Genomic DNA, 26078 nt, shown 5'->3' on the forward strand with positions numbered 1-26078 from the left:
AGCCGTGTCAGCCCTTCATCATGTTGACGTCTTCGACGGCGATCGAGCCGCGATTACGATAGAAGACCACCAGGATGGCGAGGCCGATCGCGGCTTCCGCTGCAGCCACCGTCAGGATGAACAGAGCGAAGACCTGGCCGACAAGGTCGCCGAGGAAGTGCGAGAAGGCGATCATGTTGATGTTGACCGCGAGCAGGATCAGTTCCACCGACATCAGGATGACGATGACGTTCTTGCGGTTCAGGAAGATGCCGAAGACGCCCAGGGTGAAGAGCAGTGCACTGACCGTCAGGTAGTGGGAAAGACCGATTTCCATAATTTACGTTCCTTGACCTCGTGCTCGCTTCAGATGCCCTGGCCCGACTTGACCTTGACCACCTTAACGGCAGTCTCGGGCGTGCGGGCGACCTGGGCCGAAATATCCTGGCGCTTGATGTTGGTGCGGTGACGCAGCGTCAGCACGATCGCGCCGATCATGGCGACGAACAGGACGAGGCCCGCGATCTGGAAGAAGAAGACATAATCCGTGTAGAGCACGTCACCCAGCGCCTGGGTGTTCTGGCGCTCGACCACAGCCGGGATCGGCTGGGTGATCGCCAGCTTGGCCTCCGGGCTGATCGCGCTGCCGCCGATGACGACGATCAGCTCAATCGCCACCACCAGACCGATCAGCGCGGCGATCGGCGCATGCTTGGCCGCCCCTGCCCGAAGTTCGGTGAAGTCGATGTCGAGCATCATCACGACGAAGAGGAAGAGAACCGCCACGGCGCCGACATAGACGACGAGAAGGATCATCGCCAGGAATTCAGCTCCGGTGAGAAGCAGAAGGCCGGATGCGTTGATAAAGGTCAAAATCAGGAACAGGACCGAATGGACCGGGTTCCGTGCCGAGATCACCATGAAGGCCGAAGCCACGGCGATAAAGGCGAAGAGATAGAAAAAGAGAGCCTGAAGACCCATGGTGGTGCCTTTTCATCTTCCCCCGGACGTGGGCCCTGCCCCGTCGCCCGATAAGGCATGGCCGGTATCCCCACCGGCATGCCCGTTACAAAACTTCAATTGCCCTGGCGAAGCCGAATGCCCGCCAGGACGTGATCCGGACGGATCAGCGGTAGGGTGCGTCCATCGCGATGTTGCGCGCGATTTCGCGTTCCCAGCGGTCGCCATTGTCGAGCAGGCGAGCCTTGTCGAAATAGAGCTCTTCGCGGGTCTCGGTGGCGAACTCGAAGTTCGGCCCCTCAACGATCGCGTCAACCGGGCAGGCTTCCTGGCAGAAGCCGCAATAGATGCACTTCACCATGTCGATGTCGTAACGCACCGTGCGGCGGGTGCCGTCGTTGCGGCGCGGGCCGGCCTCGATGGTGATGGCCTGGGCAGGACAGATCGCCTCGCAGAGCTTGCAGGCAATGCAGCGCTCTTCGCCGTTCGGATAGCGGCGCAGCGCGTGCTCGCCGCGGAAACGCGGCGACACCGGGCCCTTTTCGAACGGGTAGTTGATCGTGGCCTTCTGCTTGAAGAAATAGCGCATCGACAGGAAAAACGCGCCGACGAACTCCTTCAGGAAGAGCGAATTGATAGCCTGGGTGAAAGCAGCCATCTTGTTCTCCTAATCAGCGAAACATCCGGGCGGGCATGATCATGCCCAACCCATCAGCTTCAGCACGAATGCGGTAATGACGACCATGGCAAGCGAGAGCGGAAGGAAGACCTTCCAGCCGAGACGCATCAACTGATCGTAGCGGTAGCGCGGTACGAAGGCTTTCACCATGGCGAACATGAAGAAGACCAAGCACGCCTTGAGGATGAACCAGATGATACCCGGGACCCAGTTGAGGATCGCGATATCGACCGGCGGCAGCCAGCCTCCAAGGAAGAGGATGGTGGTCAGCGAGCACATCAGAACGATCGCCGCATACTCGCCGAGCATGAACATCATGTAGGGCGTGGAGCCGTATTCGACCATGAAGCCGGCAACCAGTTCGGATTCCGCTTCCGGAAGATCGAAGGGCGGACGGTTGGTTTCAGCCAATGCCGAGATGAAAAAGATCACGAACATCGGGAAGAGCGCCAGCCAGTGCCAGTCGAGGAAAGAGGCCGGAAGGCCGAGACGCGTGCCGAGACCATCGGTCTGCGCCATGACGATGTCGGACAGGTTCAGCGAACCGACGCAGAGCAGCACGGTGACGATGATGAAGCCCATCGAGACTTCGTAAGACACCATCTGCGCTGCAGAACGAAGGGCTCCCAGGAAGGGGTATTTCGAGTTCGAAGCCCAGCCACCCATGATGATGCCGTAGACTTCGAGCGAGGACACCGCAAAGACGAAGAGGATGCCGACATTGATGTTGGCAATCACCCATCCGGAGCTGACCGGAATGACGGCCCAGGTTGCGAGCGCCAGCGTCACGGCGACCAGAGGGGCGAGCAGGAAGACACCCTTGTTGGCGCCAGCCGGGATGACCGGCTCCTTGAAGACGAACTTCAAAAGGTCGGCGAATGACTGGAACAGACCCCAGGGGCCGACGACGTTCGGACCGCGGCGCAGCTGGACGGCTGCCCAGATCTTGCGGTCGGCCAGCAGGATGTAAGCGATGAAGACGAGCAGGCAGACGAGCAGAAGCAGCGACTGCCCGATCATGATGGCCGCCGGCCACACATAGGTGGAAACGAAATTGTCCATGGTCCCCTGCCCTTACTCTGCCGCTGCCTTGAAATTGTTGCGGGCCAATGCGGAGCACTCGGCCATGACGGCCGAAGCGCGCGCGATCGGGTTCGTCAAATAGAAGTCTTTGACCGGCGACGCAAACAGAGACTTACCCATCTTACCGGGTTTTTTCGCCAGTGCAGCAATATCGGCCACAGAGCCCGGTGCAACCTCATCGAGATCGGCAAAATGCGGGTAGGCTTCATAGAGCTTGGCACGCAGTTGCGACAGCGAATCAAACGGCAGTTTCTTGCCGAGCACGTCGGAAAGTGCACGCAGGATCGCCCAGTCTTCGCGGGCCTCGCCCGGCGCGAAACCGGCGCGGTTGCCCATCTGGACGCGGCCTTCGGTGTTGACCCAGGTACCGGACTTCTCGGTGTAGGTCGCGCCCGGCAGGATGACGTCGGCATGATGGGCGCCGTTGTCACCGTGGCTGCCGATATAGACGACGCACTTGGAGGTCTTCGCGGTAAAGTCGAGTTCGTCTGCACCGAGCAAGAAGACCACGTCCAGCGACGATAGCATCTGGACGGCGCTTACGGCACCCTCGCCCGGAACGAAGCCGAGGTCGAGCGCACCGACGCGACCTGCCGCCGTGTGCAGAACCGAGAAACCATTCCATTCGTCGGTCAGCGCACCGACGTCCTGGGCGAGCTTTGCGGCGTTCGCGAGTACAGCCTTGCCGTCGGCGCCCGCGAGGGCACCCTGGCCGATGATCACAAGCGGGTTCTTCGCAGCCTTCAGCGTTTCGGCGAAGCTGTTCTTGCCGGAAACGAGGTCGGCCAGCGTCTCGGTGCCGGCACCCAGATACTCATAGGGATAGCGCAGTTCGCCGCCTTCGCCGATCACCGCGATCGGCAGGCCGCCACGGCGCCAGCGCTTGCGGATGCGGGCATTCAGGACGGCCGCTTCGTAACGCGGGTTGGCGCCGACGATGAGGATCGCATCGGCGGCTTCGATGCCTTCGATGGAGGTGTTGAAGAGGTAGGTCGAGCGACCGAGCGACGGATCAAGTGCCGTCCCATCCTGGCGACAGTCGGTATTGCCAGACCCCAGCGCATTGACGAGCGACTTCAGCGCGAAGATTTCTTCAACCGACGCGAGGTCACCGGCGACGGCGCCGATCTTGTCGGCCGAGGTCGAGGCAACAGCCGACTTGATCGCGGCAAAGGCTTCGGCCCAGGTCGCAGGCTGCAGGTGACCATCCTTCTTGACGTAGGGGCGGTCGAGGCGCTGCGTCTTCAGGCCATCCCAGACGAAGCGGCTCTTGTCGGAGATCCACTCTTCGTTGATCTGCTCGTTGACGCGCGGCATGATGCGCATGACTTCACGACCGCGCGTGTCGACGCGGATGGCCGAACCCAGCGCGTCCATGACGTCAACCGATTCGGTCTTGTTCAGTTCCCACGGACGGGCGGTGAAGGCGAAGGGCTTGGAGGTCAGCGCGCCAACCGGGCAGAGGTCGACGACATTGCCCTGAAGCTCCGACGTCATCGCCTGCTCGAGATAGGTCGTGATCTCGGCATCCTCGCCGCGGCCGATCAGGCCGAGTTCGGCAATGCCGGCGACTTCGGTGGTGAAGCGGACGCAACGCGTGCAGTGGATGCAGCGGTTCATCACGGTCTTGACCAGCGGGCCGATATACTTGTCTTCGACGGCGCGCTTGTTTTCGGTGTAGCGCGAGCTATCGATCCCGAAGGCCATGGCCTGGTCCTGCAGGTCGCATTCGCCGCCCTGGTCGCAGATCGGGCAATCCAGCGGGTGGTTGATCAGCAGGAATTCCATCACGCCTTCGCGGGCCTTCTTGACCATCGGCGTGTTGGTGTAGACTTCCGGCAGTTCGCCGTTCGGGCCGCCACGGATGTCGCGCACGCCCATGGCACAGGAGGCTGCCGGCTTCGGCGGGCCGCCCTTCACCTCGACAAGGCACATGCGGCAATTGCCGGCGACCGACAGCCGTTCATGGAAACAAAAGCGCGGAACCTCGGCCCCTGCTTCCTCACACGCCTGCAACAGCGTGAAATGATCCGGAACCTCGATCTCTTTGCCGTCGATCTTCAGCTTAGCCATATTCGCCTTCCTGCCTCACGCTTCCGCGCATCCTGCCGTGGCATCTCTGCCCCGACTGACAGCCTTCGTCCGCACCGGATGAAAGCCGCCGGTTTTATCCCTCAAGTCCGACGCATCGCCCCCGCGCGGCCGGACCATAAACTCAACTGCCTGACCGAGCCTTGCCGCCCGCCAACCGGCGCGCTTGGCCTGCCCAGTCGTCCCGCAGCACCCGGCCGTCGAGACCCAATTCCGTGTCCAGCGCGGACAGCGCCTTCTCGTCCATATCAGCCAGAGCCTGGAAGCGGGTGATCCCCCTGCCCTTCAGCATCTGTTCGACCTTCGGCCCGATGCCGTCGATCTTCTTCAGATCGTCGGCCTTGCCGGAGGCCCTTTTCGGCTTCGGTGCCGGCGCGGCGACCTCGACCTTCGGCGCGGGCTTCGCCTTGCCCTTCGGTGCGGCCGCAGGTTTCGCGACCACCTTTGCCTTCGGTGCCGGCTTCGGCTTTTCAACCTTGGCGGCAACCGGTTTTACCGGCGCTTCCACCTTGGCCTTCACCTTCGGCGCGACAGGCTTTTCCGCCTTCACCTTCGCCGGAACTGGCGCTGGCTCAACCTTCATAACCGGCGCCTCGACCTTGGTCTCAGGCTCAGTTGCCGGCTTCGCTTCCGCCGCCTTGCGTTCCTCCTCCAGCTGCCGCGCAATCTGGCCGGTCAAATCCATGGCCCCTTGAATAGAGCCGAGGAAGAGCTTGCTCATCTGCGCCGCCATGCCGAAGCCGAAAGCGGTGGCGGCGGCCATGGCGGCCGCCGGATTGGTCATCAGGCCTTCCAGACCTTCGGACGCACGAGATTCGGATGCCGCGTCGTCCGGCCCCTTTTTCCCGCCCTTGTCCGAAGAGCTTGTCATTGCCTTTTGTCCCTTACTCTGCCGCTTCCATGACCACCCCGTGGGCGATCGCGTTGCGGGTGTACTGGTCGATGCGCTTTTCCATCTCCGGACGGAAATGCTTGATCAGGCCCTGGATCGGCCATGCGGCCGCATCACCGAGCGCACAGATCGTGTGGCCTTCGACCTGTTTCGTCACCTGGAAGAGCATGTCGATTTCACGCTTCTGGGCATTGCCCTTCACCATGCGTTCCATCACGCGCATCATCCAGCCCGTGCCTTCGCGGCACGGCGTGCACTGGCCGCAGCTCTCATGCTTGTAGAAAGCCGAGAGGCGCCAGATCGCCTTCACGATATCGGTCGACTTGTCCATGACGATGACAGCGGCGGTGCCGAGGCCGGAGCCCAGCTCGCGCAGACCGTCATAGTCCATGATGGCGTCCTTCATTTGGGCGCCCGGTACGCAAGGGACCGAAGAACCGCCTGGGATGACGGCGAGCAGGTTGTCCCAGCCGCCACGAATGCCGCCACAGTGCTTTTCAATCAGCTCCTGGAAGGTGATCGACATGGCGTCTTCGACCGTGCACGGCTTGTTGACGTGACCCGAGATCGAAAACAGCTTGGTGCCGGCATTGTTCGGGCGACCGAAGCTCGAATACCAGGATGCACCGCGACGCAGGATGGTCGGGGCAACGGCAATCGATTCGACGTTGTTGACCGTGGTCGGGCAGCCATAGAGGCCCATATTGGCCGGGAACGGCGGCTTCAGGCGCGGCTGGCCCTTTTTGCCTTCAAGGCTTTCCAGAAGGGCGGTTTCTTCGCCGCAGATATAAGCGCCGGCGCCGTGATGCACGACGATGTCGATGTCGTAGCCGAGCTTGTTGTTCTTGCCGAGCAGACCGTAGTCGTAGCACTCGTCGATCGCGGCCTGCAGGGCTTCGCGCTCGCGCATGAACTCGCCACGGACATAGATGAAGGCATGATGCGCACCCATGGCGAAGGAGGCGATGACGCAGCCTTCGATCAGGGTGTGCGGATCATGACGCATGATCTCGCGGTCCTTGCAGGTGCCGGGCTCGGACTCATCGGCATTGACGACGAGGTAGTGCGGACGGCCATCCGATTCCTTCGGCATGAAGGACCACTTGAGACCGGTGGGGAAGCCTGCGCCGCCGCGACCACGAAGGCCGGAGGCCTTCATCTCGTTGATGATCCAGTCACGACCCTTTTCGAGGATCTGCTTGGTGCCATCCCAATGGCCGCGCGACATCGCGCCCTTCAGGGACTTGTCCTTGAGGCCGTAAATATTGGTGAAGATGCGATCTTGATCTCTCAACATAACCTAACCTCTCAGCGCGGCTTCTTGCCGAAGACCTTGATGTATTCCGCTTCGCCGCCCTTGGCGAGCGCCTTGGCCTGCTTGACCCAGTCGTCCCGCTCGATGCGGCCGGAGAACTTGAGGTAGGTGTCGACCCACTCGCGCTCCGCCTTCTTCCACTTGGCGACCTGCTCGAACTTGTAGATGCCAAGACCGTTCAACGTCGCTTCGATCTTCGGACCAACGCCGGAGATCATCTTCAAATCGTCGGGCGTTTCCGGACGCTCGATGCCGGCGGGGCGATTCTTCTCGTCCATGACCGGGGCCGGTGCCTCAGCGGCAGCCTTTTCCACCGGCCGTGCGGTATCGGCGTTGTCGCCCTTCTGCTTGACGTTCTCGGCTGCGGCCTTCTTCGCGGTCGCCGGCGTCTTCAGCGACTTGTCGGTTTCCGGCGCATCCGTGACGGGCTTTGCAGCATTCGCCGGCGGAACGGAGGTCTCTTCGGCCTTGGCCGGTGCCGGCGCATCGTTGAAACGGATCGGCTGAATGTCGTCGGTGAGCGTCGTCGGGCCACCGACCGGGGCCGAATAAATGCGATCGACCTGCGGGCCTGGCTTGATGTCGGAACCACGGCCTGCGGCAAAACGATCGATGATGTGCTCGAGCTGGGTCGGCGTCAGGTCTTCATAGGCATCCTTGAAGATCATGACCATCGGCGCGTTGACGCAGGCGCCCTGACACTCGACCTCTTCCCAGGAGAGCGTGCCTTCCGCATTGCGCTCGAAGGGTTCCGGATGGATCTTTGACTTGCAGACGTGGATCAGGTCTTCCGCACCGCGCAGCATGCAGGGCGTCGTGCCGCAGACCTGGATATGGGCGCGCGTGCCGATCGGCTTCAGCTGGAACTGGGTGTAGAAGGTCGCGACTTCGAGGACGCGGATGAAAGGCATGTCGAGCATCTGGCCGACATATTCGATCGCCGCCTTGGTGACCCAGCCTTCCTGCTCCTGCGCCCGCATCAACAGCGGAATGACCGCCGATTGCTGGCGGCCCGCCGGATATTTGCGGATGGTGGCCTCAGCCCAGGTGGCATTCTCCGCATTGAAGGAGAATGCTGCGGGCTGGAATTGCTCTTCGGCTAGTCGACGAACGGACATACTTCCTCACGCCTTGTCTCAGTTTATGGAACCACACCGCGTATTCGTCACATTGGCGAATTCGCAGGCATAGGCCGAATTGTCTTTCTGCAGGAATACGAAGAGTTTCGCCCCGGTCCAGGACGAACTCTTGATCTCATACCCCTGCTCGATGAGATTGGCCATCGATACGGTTGCCTTCGTCGCCACGGCGTCGCTCTCCTGCGCCACCACGGATGTGGCAGCGGCGAGACAGAGGACGATGGCGGCGAAAGCTCTCAGCATCAGCGGTCAACTTCCCCGAACACGATGTCGAGCGAACCGAGGATTGCCGACACGTCTGCAAGCTGATGACCGCGGCAGATGAAGTCCATGGCCTGGAGATGGGCATAACCCGGAGCGCGGATCTTGCAGCGATACGGCTTGTTGGTGCCATCGGAGACGAGGTAGACGCCGAACTCGCCCTTCGGGGCTTCGACAGCGGCATAAACCTCACCGGCGGGCACGTGATAGCCTTCGGTGTAGAGCTTGAAGTGGTGGATCAGACCTTCCATCGAGCGCTTCATCTCGCCGCGCTTCGGCGGAACGACCTTGCCGTCGAGCGACGAGACCGGGCCGGTCTTGGCGTCGCCGAGCAAGCGGTTGACGCACTGCTTCATGATCTTCACCGATTCCCGCATTTCGAACATGCGGATCAGATAACGATCGTAGCAGTCGCCGTTCTTGCCGACCATGATGTCGAAGTCGAGATCGGCGTAGCACTCATAGGGTTGCGACTTGCGCAGGTCCCAGGCAGCGCCCGAACCGCGGACCATCACGCCCGAGAAACCCCAGGCCCAGCAATCATCCAGGCTGACGACGCCAATATCGACGTTACGCTGCTTGAAGATGCGGTTGCCGGTCAGAAGTGCGTCGATATCATCGAGCTTTTCCGGGAACTGGTCGCACCACTTGCCGATATCCTCGACCAGCTGGTGCGGCAGATCCTGGTGAACACCGCCCGGACGAACATAGGCGGCATGCATGCGCGCCCCGCAGGCGCGCTCATAGAAGACCATCAGCTTCTCGCGCTCTTCAAAGCCCCAGAGCGGCGGCGTCAGCGCACCGACGTCCATGGCCTGCGTGGTGACGTTCAAGAGATGCGAGAGAATACGGCCGATTTCCGAGTAGAGAACGCGGATCAACTGACCACGGATCGGGATCTGGATGTCGAGGAGCTTTTCGACGGCCAGCGAATAGGCATGTTCCTGGTTCATCGGCGCGACATAGTCGAGACGATCGAAATAGGGCAGCGCCTGCAGATAGGTCTTGGTCTCGATCAGCTTCTCGGTGCCGCGATGGAGCAGGCCGATATGCGGATCGACGCGCTCGACGATTTCACCGTCGAGTTCGAGCACGAGGCGCAGAACGCCGTGCGCCGCCGGATGCTGCGGGCCGAAGTTGATGTTGAAGTTGCGGACGTTGTGTTCGTTCATGCTCGGTGCTCCAGACCAAACGCTCGGCCATCACAGCGAATAGCGAATAGCGAATAGCGAATAGTTGCGTTCCGTTTCATTGCTTCTCCTGGAGAGACCGAATGAGTGCTCTGATCATTCGTCCGATCTCGTCACACCGTGCGGCCATCTGCCCGAACTCATACTCACCAATCAAGCCGATTCGTTGCGCTATGAGCATATGCGTTTCCAATTCTTTCGACGAACCCTGAGAAATCCGAAGAAACTGCAGGAAGCTTCCGGTCAACTCGCGACCATGCCCTTCTGCGATGTTTGCAGCGATGGATGTCGCCGCTCTTCGGATTTGGGAAGTCAGGCCATAAATCTCTTCTTTCGGAAATTTTCCAGTCAGCGTGTAGCATTCGACAGCGAGTTCGATTGCCGCCTGCCAGACCTTCAAATCACGGTAAGAGTTTATCGTCTGCCGCTCCCACTCTATTCGCTACTCACTACTCGCTATTCGCTTCGTCACTACTTCGCTTTTTCATCGCCGGGCAGCACGTAATCCGTGCCTTCCCAGGGCGAGAGGAAGTCGAAATTGCGGAATTCCTGCTTGAGCTCGACCGGCTCGTAGACGACGCGCTTGGCACTATCGTCATAACGAACTTCGACGAAACCGGTCGTGGGGAAGTCCTTGCGCAGCGGATGACCCTCGAAACCGTAGTCGGTGAGGATGCGGCGCAGGTCCGGGTGATCGGTAAACAGGATGCCGTACATGTCCCAGGTTTCGCGCTCGAACCAGTCCGCGCCCGGATAAACCGAGCAGGCCGAAGGAACCGGCTTGAACTCGCCCGTTGCGACCTTGATGCGGATGCGCAGGTTCTGGCGGGGCGACAGCAGGTGATACACCACGTCAAAGCGATCTTCCCGCGTCGGATAGTCGGCGCCGCAGATGTCGATCAGATTGACGAAGCCGCACTGGACGTCGTCGCGCAGGAAGGTCAGGAGCGAAATCAGGTTTTCCGACTTCGCCGTCAGCGTCAGCTCGCCGAAGCGGATCTCGCTCGACGCAATCAGCGCACCGCGAACCTCTGCGAGGTAGGAAGCGAGCTCGTTCAGGGCTTCACTCATTGTTTTTCGTCCCTTCGCCTTACCGCTCGATCGTACCCGTGCGCCGGATCTTCTTCTGCAGGAGCATCACGCCGTAAAGCAGAGCTTCTGCCGTGGGGGGACAGCCCGGCACGTAGATATCGACCGGCACGACGCGGTCACAGCCACGCACGACGGAATAGGAATAATGGTAGTAGCCGCCGCCATTCGCACAGGAGCCCATCGAGATGACGTAACGCGGCTCCGGCATCTGGTCATAGACCTTGCGGAGTGCAGGCGCCATCTTGTTGGTCAGCGTGCCGGCGACGATCATCACGTCGGACTGACGCGGGCTCGCGCGCGGCGCAAAGCCGAAGCGCTCGGCGTCGTAACGCGGCATCGACAGCTGCATCATCTCGACGGCGCAGCAGGCCAGACCAAAGGTCATCCACATCAGCGAACCGGTGCGAGCCCAGTTGATCAGCTCGTCGGTCGAGGTGACCAGAAAGCCCTTGTCGGCGAGCTCATTGTTGATCTCACCGAAGAAGCGGTCGTCGGCGCCGATGGGCTTGCCGGTATTGGGATCGATGATGCCCTTCGCCTGCGGCGCGATCATCGTCGTATCGGACTGGATCACTCCCATTCGAGCGCCCCCTTCTTCCATTCATAGATAAAGCCGATGGTGAGAACACCAAGGAAAACCATCATCGACCAGAAACCGAACCAGCCAACCGCACTGAAGGACACGGCCCAGGGAAACAGGAAGGCGACTTCGAGATCGAAGATGATGAAGAGAATCGACACCAGATAGAAGCGGATGTCGAACTTCATGCGTGCATCGTCGAACGCGTTGAAGCCGCACTCATAGGCCGAGAGCTTTTCCGAATCGGGCGCCTTGTAGGCCACGGCAAAGGGCGCCACGAGAAGCGCGATGCCGATGACGAGGGAAATACCGATAAAGATGGCGATCGGAAGGTAGGAACTGAGCAGTTCAGTCATCATATCACCCTGCTTGTCTCGAATGCCATGAAAGCATTTAGCGCGAAGCCGACAAGCCGAAAGAGAGTTGCAACGAGCCGTGGTTAGCGCAGGCGGACAGCCAGCGCAAGTCCAACGGAAGGCTTTTCACTCGATACCGAAGGGCACCTTACCAGCGGGTAAAAACCCTGTCTTGTGCAAACCGCATCGCAGCGCACAAAGACACATATATCGTCTTACTCGGAGAAAGAAATGGCGCGAGTGACGGGGCTCGAACCCGCGACCTCCGGCGTGACAGGCCGGCACTCTAACCGACTGAGCTACACCCGCGCATTGCCGTGGGATAACCCACGAAGACCGCAAGATACGGTCCAAACCTGATATTCCTGGAATGGCGCGAGTGACGGGGCTCGAACCCGCGACCTCCGGCGTGACAGGCCGGCACTCTAACCAACTGAGCTACACCCGCGCATTTCCAAAAAGGGGACCAAGTGAACCCCGGCGACCGGGCTTGCCCTGTCGTTGAGCGGCTCTCTACGGGGTTCATCTGGAGGTGTCAAGCAGGTTTCAAGACAAAACCATGACCGGCCGAAATTAATCCTCAGCCCCTTACCCGCCCCATCCGACACCCCTCTTCTCGCGACACCAGGCCGCAGGCGCATTTGCGGGATTCTCAAACGTTTTCCACACCTCGTTCAACGCCCGAACACAAAAAAAGAAAAATTTCCGAGAAAAACTCTTGCGGAATTTCCGCGATCCGCATAGATCACGGCCACCGACGCGGCGGACATGATCCGATCAGCGCACGGGCGATTAGCTCAGTTGGTAGAGCGCCTCGTTTACACCGAGGATGTCGGGAGTTCGAGTCTCTCATCGCCCACCATTTCTTCTCCCTCAGCTGTCAGTTTTGTTTTTTGGCTTGAGTTTTCGTGTTCTGACGCGGATGCCTTTGCCCTCCACTGCCTCCACCTCGAATGCGCCGGTCTTTTTCACCAGATCGCTCAGTTTGGACGAACCGTAGGTGCGGAGATCGAAGTCCGATTTCAGATTGGATAGCAGCGCGCCTAGGGTAGACAGTGCTACCCAGCCGTCATCGCCGTCTATGTCAGCCAGAACCCGCTTTATGATGGGAATGGCCGCGCTGGGAGGACTTCCCGGGAGAACCGGCTTTGGGCTGACATCGGCAGAGGGCTCGGAAGGAAGAAGTTCGGTATAGATGAACCGGCTGCAGGCCTGACGGAAACTCTCGGACGTCTTTTGGTCTCCGAATCCGTAGACATCGGCACCTTGCTCGCGAATCCGCGAAGCAAGCCTGGTGAAGTCGCTATCGGAGGAAACGAGGCAGAAACCGTCGAATCGGTTGCTCTGCAGAAGGTCCATGGCGTCGATCACAAGCGTGATGTCGGACGCATTTTTCCCGGCCGTATAAGCAAATTGCTGTTGTGGGACAATCGCGTATCGGGTGAGCGTCTCGGTCCAGCCCTTGAGGCCAGGGGCGGAGAAGTCCCCATAGATTCGGCGCACGCTCGCCTCACCAAGGCGGGCAATCTCCGCAAAGAGACTGCCCGCAATCTTGCTGGACGTATTTTCGGCATCGATCAGGACGGCCAGCCTGTCGGTTTTATCTTTGGATGCCATATCCGCCTCCCCTCAAGGAGGGCCGGACAATCCAGCGCCTCGTCGACTGGTTGCATCACAACCAATCGACACGCGTTTTGCAAGGGCATGGAGGAGGTCTGCCTCCCCTCAATCCTGCGCCAGCACAATCACCATGTCATCGGGCGCGTACGCGATCAGCTCCGAGCGGCTCGGGTTGACGGTCACACCTCCGAGATTGCGCTCATCTGCATCCCCTGCCCGCTGGCGGCGGTGGCCGATGGCGATTTCGCCGCGGCGGAGTGCTGCGAGCGCGACTGTGAAGAAGTTTACCGGCTGGCCGATATCCACATAATCGCTCATCGGACGCATGTAGATCTCCGAGCCCTCGACATCGAGCAGTTCATCGAAGATCGCCGCCATGAACTCGTTTTCGGAGGCCTGGGCCAGCATCAAGCTGACCAGCTTGTTGCTGACGACGAAATCGTCGGCCCGCGTGACCTCGGCGAGCTCGCGGTTGCGGACATCGGTCATCTCGCTCACCACATTGATGTGGAGACCGGCGCTCTCAGCGATCTTTCGCAGATGCAGTAGGGTGATCAGGGTGCGCGTGTCGGCCGATTGCATGGCCATGTGGTCGCTATAACCCAGCACCAGCACGTGGTCGTAGGAAGGGATGTCCAGCGCTTCGAGTGCCGCCTTGCTGCTGGTGTCGATGACGTGATGCTGGACCGTCATATTGCCGTTGGGCAGCGCCAGGCCGGCGATATCGGCTTCGAATTCCGGCGTGTTCGCCGCGATCGTCAGCACGGAACCGGGGGCGACGTATCGGCCAAGCTCGGTGGCGATGACGGGACCACGACGGTTCCAGCCGAGGATCAGCGTGCGCTCGGGCTGGATTTCGCGGCGGATGGGCGGGCGCACCGCGCTCTGCGCGATCTGTGGGGCGCCGGACCAGACCTGGATCGAGGCGTCGTCTTCCGCAATAATCACCAGGCGCTCGCCGGGGCCGATGATGCGATTCGGCGACGGGTTGAGGTGGATGTGGCCCTCCACGTCACAGACGCCGATGAGCGTGCTGTTTTCATAGGACATGACGGCCGTGCCGAAGGGCTTGCCCTCGAGCTGCGGCTGGGCAAGCGTGTAGATCTCGCAGCCGTCGAAATCGAGCAGTTCGGTATAAACGGCCGAAAGGCCCGACTGACGGCTGGTGTGGACGACGATTCGCGAGATCAGGTCGTCGGCGAGCACGAGCTGCATTTCCTTGCCGCCGACGATGCGGGCGACTTCGGTGTTCTGCGCTTCGCGGATTTCCGCCGCAATCATGTAGGGCTCCGGCCGACGGCCGGGATCGTTGACCAGTGCCAGCACCGACTTGATTACCTGCGAGTCGGGATCCTCGTCTTCGGGCGACAGAACGATGATCGAGCGGGAGGTGTGCGGGTTGACGATGGAGAGATCGTAAAGATCGGTCGGATCGCCGCTGCGGCAGATGATCTTGGTGTTCTTGAGATCCCCCACCTTGGTGGCGATCTCGTCTTCCATCTCCACCTTGTCCTTGTTCGCCATGATGACGATTCGCGGACGCCTGCGGCTCTGGTTGGCGATGACAAGCTCCGAGATGACGTCGAAGATCGACGACGACCAGTTGAGGATGATGGTGTGGTCGCTTTCAAGAACGCGCGAGCGACCTTTGCGCAATTCGTCGAGCTTGTTTTCGAGACCCGAGCTGATGACACCGATCAAGGCCGAGAAGACGAAGATACCGGCAAGCGTGACCACGAGGGCAACGAGGCGGAAGCCCCAGCCCTGGTCGCCGCCCATCGTGCCGGCGTCGAAGGTCCGCATCAGCGATTCCCAGGTGCCTTCGATGAAGCTCACCGGCTCGCCGCCTTCAGGCGCAATGCCGGTCACCGCGAGGAAGGCGCCGGCCAGGCTGATCACCACCAGGGAAATCAGGGCCAGCCAGCCGATCAGGGCGATCGCACCGCCCGCCATGCTCTTGTCGAACTCGTAGCGCAGCCGCGCCCGCCAGGTGTTTTTAGTCGTCATGAATGTGCCTTCGAAGAAACGATAGAAGAATGGGGAACATTGGTCCTGCAATGGCAAGGCTTCCGTTAACATTCAACGGAAATGCAAGCGGCCGATTCGGGTTGCCCCTATAAAAGTCGCAGAGACGCAGGCTGCGGCCCAATGCGCGCCCCTTGCCCGCCCCTCCCCTCGGTTCGGAAGACGAAAAAAGCCCGCGACCGAGAGGACGCGGGCCAGATTTCAGACTTTGTCGCAGAGCTTACTTGCCGCCGATCGGACGGGTCGCAGCGGCCTTTTCGACCATGGCCGTGACTTCGGCACGGCGGGCACCTTCAAGCGGTAAACGCGGCATGCGCACACGCTCAGAGCCTCGGCCCATGATCTGCTCGGACAGCTTGATCGACTGCACGAGGTCGTGTTCGGCATCGAGATGCAGAAGCGGCATGAACCAGCGGTAGATGCGGCGAGCTTCCATCCAGTCGCCACGGTCAGCAGCGGCGACAAGCGCCACGGATTCGGCCGGGAAGGCGCTGGTGAGACCGGAGACCCAGCCCTTTGCGCCGAGCATCAGGCCTTCGAGGGCGACGTCATCCAAGCCGGCGAAGATGTCGTAGCGATCACCAAAGGCGTTGAGAAGGTCGGTGAAACGGCGTGGATCCGGCGCACTTTCCTTGACGGCCTTGATGTTCTTCACGCCATCAAGGGCTTCGAGCACTTCCGAACCGATGTTGACGCGGTAGGCCGGCGGGTTGTTGTAGAGCATGATCGGCAGGCCGGTCGCTTCGGCCACCGTCTTGAAATGGGCGACGAGTTCCTGGGGCTTCGGCACATAGACCATGGCCGGCAGGACCATCAGGCCATCGGCACCGATCTTTTCCGCATCACGGGCGTAAGCGGCTGCGCGGCGGGTATCGAATTCCGAAACGCCTGTCACGACCGGCACGCGGCCGTTCACGACTTCGACGGCTGCCTTCAGGATGGTGCGCTTTTCTTCCGGGTCGAGCGAGTTGTTCTCGCCGCAGGTACCCATGACGATCAGGCCGTTGACGCCGTCGTTGACGAGGGCATCCAGCACGCGCTGCGTCGCGTCGATATCGACGGACAGGTCTTCATGGAATTGAGTCGTTGCGGCGGGGAAAACGCCGTGCCAGCCGGTGGTCATGGGAAGCTCCTCTTGAGTGGGTGCATTCTCAATATACAAATTGTCGACAAGACGCAAGGGGCGTGTTTCAGCATCGTCTGCCGGACGAGAACGCCCGCCGCTTCGACAGGCAAGACTGGATCAGGCAAACGGTTCCGCCGGTCCGCTCGCCGGCTGGGTAAACCACTGAGGCCCCTCCTGCGTCATATGGATGTGATCCTCCAGGCGGATGCCATAGCGATCGGGGAAAACGATCATCGGCTCGTTGGAGAAGCACATGCCCGGCCTCAGGCGGGTGGAGTTGGCGCGCACGATATAGGGCTCCTCGTGGATCTCGAGGCCCAGGCCATGACCGGCGCGGTGCGGCAGACCCGGCAGATGATAATCCGGGCCCAGACCATGGCGGGCGATCTCGGCACGGGCGGCATCATCGAGGCTGCCGCAGGTGGCGCCGAGGGCCGCTGCATCGAAGACAGCCTGCTGGGCCTGCCGCTCGATCGCCCAGTGGCGGGCGAAGTCGGGGGTCGGGTCGTCGAGCACATAGGTGCGGGTGAGATCGGAATGGTAGCCATCGATGCGGCAGCCGGTGTCGACGAGGATCACGTCACCGGGCGTATAGTGCTGCTCGCCGTCAGCCCCGTGTGGGAGCGAGGTGGCGACACCGAAGGAGACGATGCAGAAGCTCGACCCGCCGGCAGCACCCAGCGCCTTGTGCTCGGCATCGATGAAACGCACGACCTCCGATGCGGCCATGCCCGGACGGATGAAGGCATGGGCGCGCCGATGGACTTCGAGCGTCAGACCCATGGCATACTCAATCAGGGCAATTTCGGAAGGTGACTTGCACAGCCTGATGTCGCGCAGCATGCGCGTGCCGTCCACCAGCCGCTCCGATCCAAGCGCGCGGGCCAGCGCGTGATAGACGAAGAGCGGCAGCGCATCGTCAAGGGCAAGCTTTCCGCCATGCGGGAGAAGCGATGCGACCAGGGCTGCACTATCCTCGTCCTCCTGCCAGACGGCAATCTCGCCTTCCAGGCGCGGCAGCGTCTCGACGCGGCTCTGCTCGAAGCCCGGGACGATATAGACAAGCCTTTCCGGCAAGACGACGGCGCCGACCAAGCGCTCGCTCTGGTGCCAGACAAGACCGGTGAAATACCGCAGGCTCTCGGTGGAGCCGAGAAGCACGGCCTCGACACGGGCCTTTGCCATCGCCAGGCGGAGCGCGGAAAGGCGCTGCAGACGTTCGGTATCGGAGATCAGCGGCGGGCGGGTTTGGGTCGTCATGATGTGTCCTTAGAAATGCATTCGATACTCCGACCATGGGGCCGGCAGATTGTTATTCATGGATGGCGGACCGGTCAGAGGCCGGTGATGGCGGTTGCCTTGGCGAAGTCGCGGGCAACATAGTCCTGGATCTGCCGGACGATCTGCTCGCCATGGGCGATTGCCAGCCGATCGGCCTCCTCGGCGTCGCCGGCACGGATGGCCGCGATCATTGCCTCGTGTTCCTCGACATACCGTTTGGGAAGACGGTCATCGAAGGTCGAGTAGTAAAGCCTGAGGATACGCCGCCCTTCGTCCAGCAGGCGGGCGAAGAAGGTCGTGTAGTAGGAATTGCCGGCCCGCTCGGCGATGGCGACGTGGAATTCGCGGTTCGCCTCGATCATGGCAAAGGCGTCCTGGGCCTCGACGGCGGCGGCGAATTCCCGCTGACGCTCGCTGATCACCTGCATCCAGGCGTCACCCTGCCTTAAGGCTGCGCCGCGCGTGGTGACGCGGTACATTAGGCAGAGCGCTTCGAAATAGGTCGGCAGGCTGGAAAAATCGATGGTGGCGACGATGGTGTTGCGATTGGGCAGCGTGGTCACGAGGCCATCTGCGGTCAGGCGCAGCAGGGCCTCACGGATCGGCGTGCGCGACATGCCGAATCGTTCGGACAGCCGGGTTTCATCGAGCGGGCTGCCGGGGGCACGTTCCATCGACAGGATCTCGTGGCGCAGCGCCTGATAGACGCTTTCCGTGCCGGAACCGCGTGTGCGCGGCCCATCGCCCCTGGCGTTCTCGGTGTCTGCTAAGTCCGCCTCGTTCATTCCCATCCGTCAATCCATGCACCGTCTCGATAGGGAGAAAGCACAGCGATGAACGGCAGCGAAAGTCAAGCGTCACGATAGAAGACTGTCCGGGTTCAGCCGAAAGCCTCAGGCCAGGTGGCCCGTCGGCGCATCGTCGCTCCACAGGAGGGGATTCCACGCAAGTTCCGGCGGGACCGCATGAAACAGTGTGCGGGCGGGATCGGCAGAGCGCGGACGCTTCCCCATCGGCACCAGCGAGAAGCCGTGACGGGTCATCTCATCTTCGTCAAAGACATTGCGCAGATCTATGACGACAGGAGACTTCATCACCTGCTTCAGGCGGGCGAGATCAAGCGACTTGAACTGGTCCCATTCAGTCACAAGCACAAGCGCCTCGGCCCCTTCTGCGACTTCGTAGGCATTGCGCCGATATTTGACAGCGCCCAGGACCGCTTTTGCAGCCTCCATGCCGGCGGGATCGTAGACATGCACATCAGCACCGCCGTCAAGCAGGGTGCGGACAATGGCGATCGAAGGCGCCTCCCGCATGTCGTCCGTGTTGGGCTTGAAGGTCAGGCCGAGAACGCCGATGCGCTTGCCGCGCACGCTGCCCTCACAGGCAGCAATGACCCGTCGCCCCATGGCGCGTTTGCGGTTTTCATTGATCGCGACCGTGGTTTCGATCAGCTTCAGCGGCCGGTCGTAATCCTGCGCGGTCTTGACCAGGGCGAGCGTATCCTTGGGGAAACAGGATCCCCCGAAGCCGGGACCGGCCTGCAGGAACTTGTCGCCAATGCGGCGGTCCATGCCCATGCCCTTGGCAACCTTCTGCACGTCGGCGCCGAGCTCTTCGCAGAGGTCGGCCATCTCGTTGATGAAGGTGATCTTCATCGCAAGAAAGGCGTTGGAGGCATATTTGATCAGTTCGGCCGTGCGGCGCTCGCAGAAATAAAGCGGCGTCTCCTTGAGGTTCAGTGCCTCGTAGACGTTGCGCATGACGTCGGTGGACCGCTCGTCGTCCGATCCCACCACAATGCGATCCGGACGTCTGAAATCGGAAATGGCCGCCCCTTCCCTGAGGAATTCCGGATTGGAGACGACGGCAATGTCCTTTTGCGGGAATTCTTCCCTGAAAATCCGCTCCAGCTCGTCGCCCGTGCCGACAGGAACGGTCGACTTGGTCACGACAACGGTGAAACCGGTGGCAGCGGCCGCAATCTCGCGCGCGGCGGCATAGACATGGCTGAGGTCGGCGTGACCGTCGACCAGCCGGGACGGTGTCCCCACGGCGATGAAGACGGCATCGGCTGCGGCAACGGGCCCCACCAGATCGCCCGAAAAGCGCAGGCGACCGGCGGCGCAGTTGTCAGCGATGATCATTTCCAGGCCTGGTTCATAGATCGGAACCTTGCCGGCCTGCAGGGCTTCAATCTTGTCGCGGCTCTTGTCGACACAGACCACGTCGTGACCCAGTGCCGCCAAACAGGCACCGGATACAAGCCCAACATATCCCGAACCGATCATCACAATGCGCATCCGTGACCCTTCCAGCAGAGAATCGACCTACGACCCAACGCCGTCACATTTGCCGAAATACGCGACGTCCCGATGACAAACAGCCACCCGGACCGCGTTGGAAGGGAATCTGGCGATGAATTAAGGCTTGTCCGCTGACGCTCTCAGGCTCTTGCGCAACTGTGTGTGTGCGGCCTCGTCGAGCGAGAAGTTCCACATGATCGCAATGGCCGCGAGCTTGGGCAGGATGGGCAGGAACGCGTAGAGGGCGCCGAGGGTCGAGAGCGCTGTCGGCGTCTGCGTTGCCGCTTGATCGCCGACGAAGCCGGCAAGACCCAGCAGCGGGAAAACCACGCCGGCCGAAAGCGCCACGGAAAATTTGGTGATGAAGCTCCAGGCGGCAAAATAGAGACCGGAGCGCTGCTCGCCCGACGCGAAGGTATCGTTGTCGATGACATCCGCCTGGATTGCCGGCGGCAAAGTGAGATCGAAGCCGAGCAGCAGGCCGGTGGTGACACAGACCACCGCAAAGGGGATCACGTCCCCCTCCCCCAGGAAACCGGCGACCGAGAAGATGGCACAGGCGGCGAGCATGGCCAGGCACCAGGCGCGATGTTTGCCGAGCCGCCTGGCAATGGCAACAGACAGAGGCACCCCGGCGATGGCGCACAGAAAATAGGTAAATAGCAAAGGGCCTTGCAATTCCGGCGCACCCAATCGCTGTCCAACGAAATAGATGAAGAGCGAGGCCGGCACCGCATTGGCAAAGCTGTTCAGCAGGAAGGCCGAAGCGAGGCGCAGGAAGGGACCGTTGCGGCGCAGGTGCAGGGCACCTTCCTTCAGCGACAGCCGGCGCGTCGACAGGTCAGTGGGTTCCGGCACCGTTGTGACGGAGATGGCGGACGCCAGCGGCAGCGCAATCGCGATGAAAACCGCCAGCCAGGCGAGGCCATGGAAACCGGTGGTGCTGTCGAGGCCGCCGAGGAAGGGCAGCGTGATCGCGAGCAGAGAGCCGATCAACGTCGCGCTTTCACGCCAGCCGGAAAGCCGCACCCGCGCCTGATAACCGGTCGCGAGTTCCGCCCCCCAGGCCGTGTAGGGCAAAAGCGACCAGGTGGCGCCAATCGAGAGAGCCACGCCCCAGAGGCCGAGATAGACGATGCCAGCGTCGGCGGGCGGCCAGAACAGCATGAAGGCGGAGAGTGCCGTCAGTGGCGTCGAGATCGCGAAGAAGAACCGGCGCCTTCCGAAGCGCGAGCGCACCCGGTCGGAGAGCCAGCCGAAGATCGGGTCGGTCACGGCATCGATCATCCGGATCGCCAGCAGCAGCGCGCCGATTGCGGCAAGCGAAATGCCAAAGTTGTCCGCGTAGAAGGTTGGCACGACGATGTAGAAAGGCAGTGCGATGGCCGCGAGTGGCAAAGCCGGCAGGGCGTAGAGCGCGAGGCGGCCATTGGCCGGTTCGTCATGATTTGTCATGCATGGTTCCGTTCGTCTCTGCGGTTCGGCGTCGGCCTCAAGGGCAAGCACCGTGGTCAGGAGGCGGCATTCGTCGAAGGTTTTCCACTCCGACGGCAGCGGTCGGAGCAATAGACCACCCGATCCCAATCCCGTTCCCACTTCCGGCGCCAGGCAAAGGGCCGATTGCAGACGGGGCAGGTCTTGGTGGGCAGGTCACCCTTGCGGATCATCTTCGGCATCGAGGCTTCGTCCGGTTTCTCCTCTCCACTTCGCGCTGCACCGCCGATCGGATCACATCACGCCTGTTGAAGCTTGCCACCCCCTGCCCCACTTGCTAGCTCACAGCGACAACATGGGAGAGACCATTACATGAGACAGCATTCCTTCGGCCGCACGGACTTCACCGTCAGCGATATCGGCTTTGGTGCCTGGCAGATCGGAGGTTCCTGGGGCGAGGTGTCCGAAGCCGACGGCCGGGCGGCGCTGAATGCCGCGCTGGACGCGGGCATGACGTTCATCGACACGGCGGACGTTTACGGCGATGGACGTTCGGAGAAGATCATCGCGGAGGTCTTGAAGGCACGCGGTGGCAAACGTCCGATGGTCGCCTCCAAGGCCGGCCGCCGGCTCAATCCGCATGTGGCGGATGGCTATACCAAGGCGAATATCGAAGGTTTCATCGACCGGTCGCTGCAGAACCTAGGCGTCGAGACGCTCGACCTCGTCCAGCTGCACTGCCCGCCGACCGAGGTCTACTATCGCCCGGAGATGTTCGAAGGTCTGGAAGAGATCCGCAAGGCCGGCAAGATCAAGCATTACGGTGTGTCGGTCGAAAAGGTCGAGGAAGCGCTGAAGGCGATCGAATATCCGGGTGTCGTCTCGGTCCAGATCATCTTCAACATGTTCCGCCAGCGCGCGGCCGGGCTGTTCTTCCAGGAAGCCAAGCGCCGTAACGTCGCCGTCATCGCGCGCGTGCCGCTGGCAAGCGGCCTGCTCTCCGGCAAGATCACGGCTGCCACGCAGTTTGCCGCCGAAGACCACCGCAACTTCAACCGCAATGGCGAGGCTTTTGACGTCGGTGAGACCTTCGCCGGCGTGCCGTTCGAGACGGGTCTTGCTGCCGTCGAGGAAATCCGCAAGCTGGTGCCGGCGGGCGCTTCCATGGCGCAGTTTGCGCTGCGCTGGATCCTGATGCATGAGGCAGTCACCGTGGTGATCCCCGGCGCCCGCAATGGCGAGCAAGCCAAAGCCAATGCGGCGGCTTCCGATCTTCCCGCGATCTCGGCGGATGTGATGGCGGCTGCCAAGGACACCTATGACCGGCTGATCGCGCCGCATGTGCATCACCGCTGGTAAGCGGCGCACAGCAACAGTCTCAAACGAGAGGAGGCCGGGTGAGCGATCACCCGGCCTCTTTCGTTGAAAGCTATGAACTGACGATCAGTTGGTGCCCTGCAGGTTCACTTCCCAGAACAGCGTTTCGCCCGAGGAGTCATCCACACCGTCGTTGTCGGTGACGGCGAAAGCCTTGCCGCTGGCGTCGAAGGCAAAACCTTCGAGCTTGTCGACGACATAGCCATTGGTCGCAGCCTTCAGGTCGGGCAGGAAGTCGTGGACTTCCTGCTTGGTGACGACAGGCAGCGCTTCGCCGATCTTGGCGGGCTTCAGATCAGCGATATCGACCGAGTAGAGCTTCTTCAGCTTGGCATTGTCGCCAACCTGATTGTCACGCTCGACGATGTAGAGCTTGCCGTCATGAGCGGTGATTTCGGACAGGCCGACCCAGCCTTCGCCAGCCTTTTCCAGCGGATAATGGACAGCGCCCCATTCCTTGGACTTCGGATTGTAGGACAGGAGCTTGACCATGCCCTTGTCGTCGTCACCCCATTCGCGCTGCACGGCCATCCAGAGCGTCATGTCGTCGCCCTCGCCGACGCTCGTGATGCCTTCGAGGCCGAAGCGGGTCTGGCCGGCCAAAAGTTCGGTCGGGAAACCGATCTCGGCCTTGATCTCACCCTTGTCGTCGACATTGTAGATGCCGTGGCCGACGAGCTTTGCGGCATCGCCTTCGGAGGCCAGCCAGAAGCCGCCCTTGCCGTCCAGCGTGATGCCTTCGATGTCGAGCTTCTGGGCCGGCTGGCCGCCGCGCAGAATTGGCAGGGCCTTGGTGATGACCGCCGGCTTTTGGCTGGCGTCGATCTTGAAGATCGTCGGCTGGGCCGAATAGAAGCTGTCATTGACGGCGTAGAGCTGGCCGGCCTTTTCGGCATCGCCGACGAGACCCGAGAGCGCACCCCAGCCGATCGGCGCGCCGTCGACGATCTCGGAACGGAGCATCGGATAAGCGGGCGTGCCGTCCGCCAGTTCATAGAGCATCACATGCGAGCGCACGCCGCCGTCTTCGCCGAGGTCGAGTTCGTTGGCGGTCGCGAGCAGGTTGCGGCCCGGGACGGCGACAGCGCCTTCCGGCGAGATGCCGGACGGCAGCAGCTGGACGAGTTCCGGATCGGCGCCGGTATCCTTGTAGACGGCGGCGATCGAGCCACGCTCGGAGAGCACGAAGAAATACTTCTGATCGCCGAAGGTTGCGGTTTCCAGGCCTTCGAGTTCAACGCCCTTGGACTTGGCGCGCTTGTCGGGGAAATGGCCGATCTGGGCAATGGCGAGTTCGAGCGACGGACCGGATTCGTAAAGTTCCTTGCCGGTCTTGTCGAAGATGGTGAAGCTGCGCGAGCCACCCTTCCAGTCGCCCTCATTGGCGATGACAATACGGTTGTCATCAAGCCACTTCACGGCATCCGGCTCGCGAAGAACGCCTTCCTTGCTGCCGGTGAACTTCAGCGCGCCGTCCGACTTGGTGTCGATACCGGCGAGATCCACCTTGCCGGCGGAGAAGTGGGCCTTCACCTCGCCGGTCTTGCCGTCGACGATGGCGATGTGGTTGTTTTCCTGAAGCGTGACGGCGATCTCGCCGAGGCTGTTGATCGAGACGAATTCCGGTTCCGGATCATCAGGCGCGATCTCGGCCAGGCCGGTCAGGGCAACGTGCTTGATCGAGGCGCAATCGACGATGCCGTCCTTCAGCGATGCGATGACGAGATCGCCGGCCGGCATCTGCGGCAGGTCACCATCATTGACGTCCTCGTCGCGCTCGTTCTCGATGGCAACAGCGACAAAGCTCTTGTCCTTGGAGACAGCGACCGAGTCCGGCTGGCCGCCAAGGTCACAGCTCGATTCAACCGCCTTGGTGGCGATGTCGACGACGACAAGCTTGCCGGACGGATTGGCCTTGCTCTCAGAGGTATTGACGCCAGCGAGGACCTTCGATCCGGCAACGGCAACAGACGTCGGCTCACCACCCATCATCAGGGCGCCGGCGGCCTTCGGGGCCTTGGCGTCGGTGATGTCAACGAAGCCGATCGCACCGAGCGGGCTGTCGGAATAGATCAGCATGTTGCCGTCTTCCGTGGCTGTGACGATCTCGGCTGACGTCGCCGCGAGCTTGTCCTTGTCGGCCGGAAGATTGGTCGCGACCGGGAAGGCGGCGATGCGGTTGAAGACCTGCTCGGCTGCCGCCGGCATGGTGACCGAGGCCAGAAGTGCGGCGGTCAGAGCCGCGCGAGTAAGACCTGATGTCATGGAAAACCTCCTGTTGCCGAAGAATGGAACAGGAGGCTTTTGCGTCACTCGGATTACAGGCGCATGACAGGCGACTAAATCACCCCTGGCTTGTTTCGCGACGGGCTTCCCGAAGCATGAGGAAGAGTGACGCGCCGAGGATCAGCACGGCGCCGAGCCAGAGATAACCGCTCGGCGCGTAACCGAAGACCAGCCAGCCGGCAAAGACATTGAGCGGCAGCTTCAGGTCGTCGAAGGGCTGGACGTAAGCCGCATCCGCGGCGTTGTAGGCAAGCGTCAGCAGGTACTGGCCAACCGCCGTGAGCAAACCCGCCGCGAGGAGGAGCCAGAGCGCCAGCCCCTCTGGAACGACGAAGCCCGAGGCGGCAGCAAGCCCGAAATTGATCGGCGTCAGAAGCACGAGCAGCCAGACGGTCACCGTCTCAGGCGCCTCGTAATGGGTGAGGTTCTTCATGATCAGCGAAGAGCCGCCCCAGAGCAGCGCGGAAAGCACAGGGAGGAGTGCGGCGAGAGTGAAGGTGTCCGACCAGGGCTGCAGAATGATCATGGCGCCCGTGAAGCCCGCCAGCGTCGCCAGCCAGCGGTCGCGACCGACCGTTTCGCCGAGGAAGAGACGGGCGCCGATGATGATGAAGAAAGGCGAGGTCATGACCAGTGCGATTGCCTGCCAGATCGGCACGGTCGCGAGGCCCGTCACCCAGGCCTGGACACCGAAGGCTGCCAGCACCACGCGCAGGATGTGCCGGACAGGATAAGCGGTCTTCATGGCCTTGAAGCCAAGGCGGAAGAGCAGCGGCAGCGAGAGGACGAGGGCAAAGCCATATTGCCAGAAGGCGGTCGAGGCCGGCGGGAAGTGAAGCGTCATGGCCAGCCATTGGGTCACGACATTGAGCGCGGCAAAGGCAATGCCAGCAAGAACCATGAAACCTGCACCAAGGACGGCGCGGGAACGCAAGAGCGACACGGAGCTCTGATTCATGTCATTTTTCCTTTTTCCAAAAGGACCAACACAAACCAGGACAGACGA

Annotated in this window: 25 protein-coding genes and 3 tRNA genes; 2 read left to right on the forward strand and 26 right to left on the reverse strand. The window is 61.5% G+C overall.

Annotated features, from left to right (window positions below; genetic code table 11):
* Positions 1-7 precede the first annotated feature (7 nt).
* The 16 genes from nuoK to DFO46_RS09930 all read right to left on the reverse strand — a co-directional run bounded on the left by nuoK (position 8) and on the right by DFO46_RS09930 (position 12065).
* Complete coding sequence (gene nuoK / locus DFO46_RS09855) at positions 8-316, reverse strand: NADH-quinone oxidoreductase subunit NuoK (protein WP_062274594.1); 309 nt, start codon at positions 314-316, stop codon at positions 8-10.
* Between the two features lie 29 nt (positions 317-345).
* Positions 346-960: an NADH-quinone oxidoreductase subunit J gene (locus DFO46_RS09860; protein WP_110793354.1), complete on the reverse strand. Its 615-nt coding sequence runs from the start codon at positions 958-960 to the stop codon at positions 346-348.
* Between the two features lie 145 nt (positions 961-1105).
* Positions 1106-1597: an NADH-quinone oxidoreductase subunit NuoI gene (nuoI, locus tag DFO46_RS09865; protein WP_120277156.1), complete on the reverse strand. Its 492-nt coding sequence runs from the start codon at positions 1595-1597 to the stop codon at positions 1106-1108.
* Between the two features lie 39 nt (positions 1598-1636).
* Complete coding sequence (nuoH, locus tag DFO46_RS09870) at positions 1637-2680, reverse strand: NADH-quinone oxidoreductase subunit NuoH (protein WP_110793356.1); 1044 nt, start codon at positions 2678-2680, stop codon at positions 1637-1639.
* A 12-nt stretch (positions 2681-2692) separates the two neighbouring features.
* Positions 2693-4774: an NADH-quinone oxidoreductase subunit NuoG gene (gene nuoG / locus DFO46_RS09875; RefSeq protein ID WP_120277157.1), complete on the reverse strand. Its 2082-nt coding sequence runs from the start codon at positions 4772-4774 to the stop codon at positions 2693-2695.
* A gap of 142 nt (positions 4775-4916) precedes the next feature.
* The gene (locus DFO46_RS09880; RefSeq protein ID WP_120277158.1) at positions 4917-5663 is read right to left on the reverse strand and encodes a 5' DNA nuclease; all 747 of its coding nucleotides are present in this window, start codon (positions 5661-5663) and stop codon (positions 4917-4919) included.
* Positions 5664-5676: 13 nt separating this feature from the next.
* A complete protein-coding gene (gene nuoF / locus DFO46_RS09885) occupies positions 5677-6981 on the reverse strand; it encodes an NADH-quinone oxidoreductase subunit NuoF (RefSeq protein ID WP_110793358.1) in 1305 nt (434 codons plus the stop codon).
* Positions 6982-6992: 11 nt separating this feature from the next.
* Positions 6993-8117, reverse strand: coding sequence for an NADH-quinone oxidoreductase subunit E (locus tag DFO46_RS09890; protein ID WP_120277159.1), 1125 nt, complete (start codon positions 8115-8117; stop codon positions 6993-6995).
* Between the two features lie 18 nt (positions 8118-8135).
* Entirely contained in the window at positions 8136-8381 is a 246-nt protein-coding gene (locus DFO46_RS09895; RefSeq protein WP_110793360.1) for a hypothetical protein, read from the reverse strand.
* Complete coding sequence (locus DFO46_RS09900; RefSeq protein WP_120277160.1) at positions 8381-9571, reverse strand: NADH-quinone oxidoreductase subunit D; 1191 nt, start codon at positions 9569-9571, stop codon at positions 8381-8383. The genes DFO46_RS09895 and DFO46_RS09900 overlap by 1 nt, the downstream gene beginning before the upstream one ends.
* Before the next feature lie 76 nt (positions 9572-9647).
* Positions 9648-10007 carry a four helix bundle protein gene (locus DFO46_RS09905; protein ID WP_120277161.1) on the reverse strand — a complete coding sequence of 120 codons (360 nt, stop codon included), beginning with the start codon at positions 10005-10007 and terminating at the stop codon, positions 9648-9650.
* 53 nt (positions 10008-10060) lie between these two features.
* Entirely contained in the window at positions 10061-10660 is a 600-nt protein-coding gene (locus tag DFO46_RS09910) for an NADH-quinone oxidoreductase subunit C (protein ID WP_110793363.1), read from the reverse strand.
* Between the two features lie 19 nt (positions 10661-10679).
* On the reverse strand, positions 10680-11261 hold the full coding sequence (locus DFO46_RS09915) for an NADH-quinone oxidoreductase subunit B (protein ID WP_054150616.1): 582 nt from the start codon (positions 11259-11261) through the stop codon (positions 10680-10682).
* Positions 11252-11617: an NADH-quinone oxidoreductase subunit A gene (locus tag DFO46_RS09920; protein ID WP_062277786.1), complete on the reverse strand. Its 366-nt coding sequence runs from the start codon at positions 11615-11617 to the stop codon at positions 11252-11254. Before DFO46_RS09920 ends, DFO46_RS09915 begins: the two co-directional genes overlap by 10 nt.
* A gap of 232 nt (positions 11618-11849) precedes the next feature.
* A tRNA-Asp gene (locus DFO46_RS09925) sits at positions 11850-11926 on the reverse strand.
* Positions 11927-11988: 62 nt separating this feature from the next.
* Positions 11989-12065 (reverse strand) — tRNA-Asp (locus DFO46_RS09930).
* 338 nt (positions 12066-12403) lie between these two features.
* Here DFO46_RS09930 and DFO46_RS09935 point away from each other — a divergent pair.
* Positions 12404-12479 (forward strand) — tRNA-Val (locus tag DFO46_RS09935).
* Positions 12480-12490: 11 nt separating this feature from the next.
* Here DFO46_RS09935 and DFO46_RS09940 read toward each other — a convergent pair.
* From DFO46_RS09940 to DFO46_RS09975, 8 genes are all read right to left on the reverse strand, one after another.
* On the reverse strand, positions 12491-13234 hold the full coding sequence (locus DFO46_RS09940; protein WP_120277162.1) for an NYN domain-containing protein: 744 nt from the start codon (positions 13232-13234) through the stop codon (positions 12491-12493).
* 108 nt (positions 13235-13342) lie between these two features.
* On the reverse strand, positions 13343-15244 hold the full coding sequence (locus DFO46_RS09945; protein ID WP_120278203.1) for a hypothetical protein: 1902 nt from the start codon (positions 15242-15244) through the stop codon (positions 13343-13345).
* A gap of 238 nt (positions 15245-15482) precedes the next feature.
* Entirely contained in the window at positions 15483-16385 is a 903-nt protein-coding gene (locus DFO46_RS09950) for a dihydrodipicolinate synthase family protein (protein WP_110793381.1), read from the reverse strand.
* A 120-nt stretch (positions 16386-16505) separates the two neighbouring features.
* Positions 16506-17648, reverse strand: coding sequence for a Xaa-Pro peptidase family protein (locus DFO46_RS09955; protein ID WP_120277163.1), 1143 nt, complete (start codon positions 17646-17648; stop codon positions 16506-16508).
* A gap of 74 nt (positions 17649-17722) precedes the next feature.
* Positions 17723-18460, reverse strand: a complete 738-nt coding sequence (locus DFO46_RS09960) for a GntR family transcriptional regulator (RefSeq protein ID WP_120277164.1) — start codon at positions 18458-18460, stop codon at positions 17723-17725.
* A 102-nt stretch (positions 18461-18562) separates the two neighbouring features.
* Positions 18563-19972, reverse strand: a complete 1410-nt coding sequence (locus DFO46_RS09965; protein WP_120277165.1) for a UDP-glucose/GDP-mannose dehydrogenase family protein — start codon at positions 19970-19972, stop codon at positions 18563-18565.
* 120 nt (positions 19973-20092) lie between these two features.
* Entirely contained in the window at positions 20093-21430 is a 1338-nt protein-coding gene (locus tag DFO46_RS09970; RefSeq protein ID WP_120277166.1) for an MFS transporter, read from the reverse strand.
* 56 nt (positions 21431-21486) lie between these two features.
* Positions 21487-21651: a DUF2256 domain-containing protein gene (locus tag DFO46_RS09975; protein WP_110793386.1), complete on the reverse strand. Its 165-nt coding sequence runs from the start codon at positions 21649-21651 to the stop codon at positions 21487-21489.
* 130 nt (positions 21652-21781) lie between these two features.
* On the opposite strand from DFO46_RS09975, the gene DFO46_RS09980 reads away from it, so the two are divergent.
* Positions 21782-22768, forward strand: coding sequence for an aldo/keto reductase (locus DFO46_RS09980; RefSeq protein WP_120277167.1), 987 nt, complete (start codon positions 21782-21784; stop codon positions 22766-22768).
* A gap of 84 nt (positions 22769-22852) precedes the next feature.
* Here the strand turns inward: DFO46_RS09980 and DFO46_RS09985 are convergent, their stop codons facing one another.
* Both DFO46_RS09985 and DFO46_RS09990 read right to left on the reverse strand, forming a co-directional pair.
* Positions 22853-25051: an esterase-like activity of phytase family protein gene (locus DFO46_RS09985; protein WP_120277168.1), complete on the reverse strand. Its 2199-nt coding sequence runs from the start codon at positions 25049-25051 to the stop codon at positions 22853-22855.
* A 79-nt stretch (positions 25052-25130) separates the two neighbouring features.
* Positions 25131-26030 (reverse strand): DMT family transporter, encoded by a 900-nt coding sequence (locus DFO46_RS09990; protein ID WP_110793389.1) that lies wholly within the window; start codon positions 26028-26030, stop codon positions 25131-25133.
* Between the last annotated feature and the right edge of the window lie 48 nt (positions 26031-26078).

This window comes from Rhizobium sp. AG855, assembly GCF_003610655.1.
GTDB lineage: Bacteria > Pseudomonadota > Alphaproteobacteria > Rhizobiales > Rhizobiaceae > Allorhizobium > Allorhizobium wuzhouense.

Bases quoted from the DNA above. Each gene is read 5' to 3' on its own strand.
- nuoK (WP_062274594.1), bottom strand. From the start codon at position 316: ATGGAAATCGGTCTTTCCCACTACCTGACGGTCAGTGCACTGCTCTTC.
- DFO46_RS09860 (WP_110793354.1), bottom strand. From the start codon at position 960: ATGGGTCTTCAGGCTCTCTTTTTCTATCTCTTCGCCTTTATCGCCGTG.
- nuoI (WP_120277156.1), bottom strand. From the start codon at position 1,597: ATGGCTGCTTTCACCCAGGCTATCAATTCGCTCTTCCTGAAGGAGTTC.
- nuoH (WP_110793356.1), bottom strand. From the start codon at position 2,680: ATGGACAATTTCGTTTCCACCTATGTGTGGCCGGCGGCCATCATGATC.
- nuoG (WP_120277157.1), bottom strand. From the start codon at position 4,774: ATGGCTAAGCTGAAGATCGACGGCAAAGAGATCGAGGTTCCGGATCAT.
- DFO46_RS09880 (WP_120277158.1), bottom strand. From the start codon at position 5,663: ATGACAAGCTCTTCGGACAAGGGCGGGAAAAAGGGGCCGGACGACGCG.
- nuoF (WP_110793358.1), bottom strand. From the start codon at position 6,981: ATGTTGAGAGATCAAGATCGCATCTTCACCAATATTTACGGCCTCAAG.
- DFO46_RS09890 (WP_120277159.1), bottom strand. From the start codon at position 8,117: ATGTCCGTTCGTCGACTAGCCGAAGAGCAATTCCAGCCCGCAGCATTC.
- DFO46_RS09895 (WP_110793360.1), bottom strand. From the start codon at position 8,381: ATGCTGAGAGCTTTCGCCGCCATCGTCCTCTGTCTCGCCGCTGCCACA.
- DFO46_RS09900 (WP_120277160.1), bottom strand. From the start codon at position 9,571: ATGAACGAACACAACGTCCGCAACTTCAACATCAACTTCGGCCCGCAG.
- DFO46_RS09910 (WP_110793363.1), bottom strand. From the start codon at position 10,660: ATGAGTGAAGCCCTGAACGAGCTCGCTTCCTACCTCGCAGAGGTTCGC.
- DFO46_RS09915 (WP_054150616.1), bottom strand. From the start codon at position 11,261: ATGGGAGTGATCCAGTCCGATACGACGATGATCGCGCCGCAGGCGAAG.
- DFO46_RS09920 (WP_062277786.1), bottom strand. From the start codon at position 11,617: ATGACTGAACTGCTCAGTTCCTACCTTCCGATCGCCATCTTTATCGGT.
- DFO46_RS09940 (WP_120277162.1), bottom strand. From the start codon at position 13,234: ATGGCATCCAAAGATAAAACCGACAGGCTGGCCGTCCTGATCGATGCC.
- DFO46_RS09945 (WP_120278203.1), bottom strand. From the start codon at position 15,244: ATGACGACTAAAAACACCTGGCGGGCGCGGCTGCGCTACGAGTTCGAC.
- DFO46_RS09950 (WP_110793381.1), bottom strand. From the start codon at position 16,385: ATGACCACCGGCTGGCACGGCGTTTTCCCCGCCGCAACGACTCAATTC.
- DFO46_RS09955 (WP_120277163.1), bottom strand. From the start codon at position 17,648: ATGACGACCCAAACCCGCCCGCCGCTGATCTCCGATACCGAACGTCTG.
- DFO46_RS09960 (WP_120277164.1), bottom strand. From the start codon at position 18,460: ATGGGAATGAACGAGGCGGACTTAGCAGACACCGAGAACGCCAGGGGC.
- DFO46_RS09965 (WP_120277165.1), bottom strand. From the start codon at position 19,972: ATGCGCATTGTGATGATCGGTTCGGGATATGTTGGGCTTGTATCCGGT.
- DFO46_RS09970 (WP_120277166.1), bottom strand. From the start codon at position 21,430: ATGACAAATCATGACGAACCGGCCAATGGCCGCCTCGCGCTCTACGCC.
- DFO46_RS09975 (WP_110793386.1), bottom strand. From the start codon at position 21,651: ATGCCGAAGATGATCCGCAAGGGTGACCTGCCCACCAAGACCTGCCCC.
- DFO46_RS09980 (WP_120277167.1), top strand. From the start codon at position 21,782: ATGAGACAGCATTCCTTCGGCCGCACGGACTTCACCGTCAGCGATATC.
- DFO46_RS09985 (WP_120277168.1), bottom strand. From the start codon at position 25,051: ATGACATCAGGTCTTACTCGCGCGGCTCTGACCGCCGCACTTCTGGCC.
- DFO46_RS09990 (WP_110793389.1), bottom strand. From the start codon at position 26,030: ATGAATCAGAGCTCCGTGTCGCTCTTGCGTTCCCGCGCCGTCCTTGGT.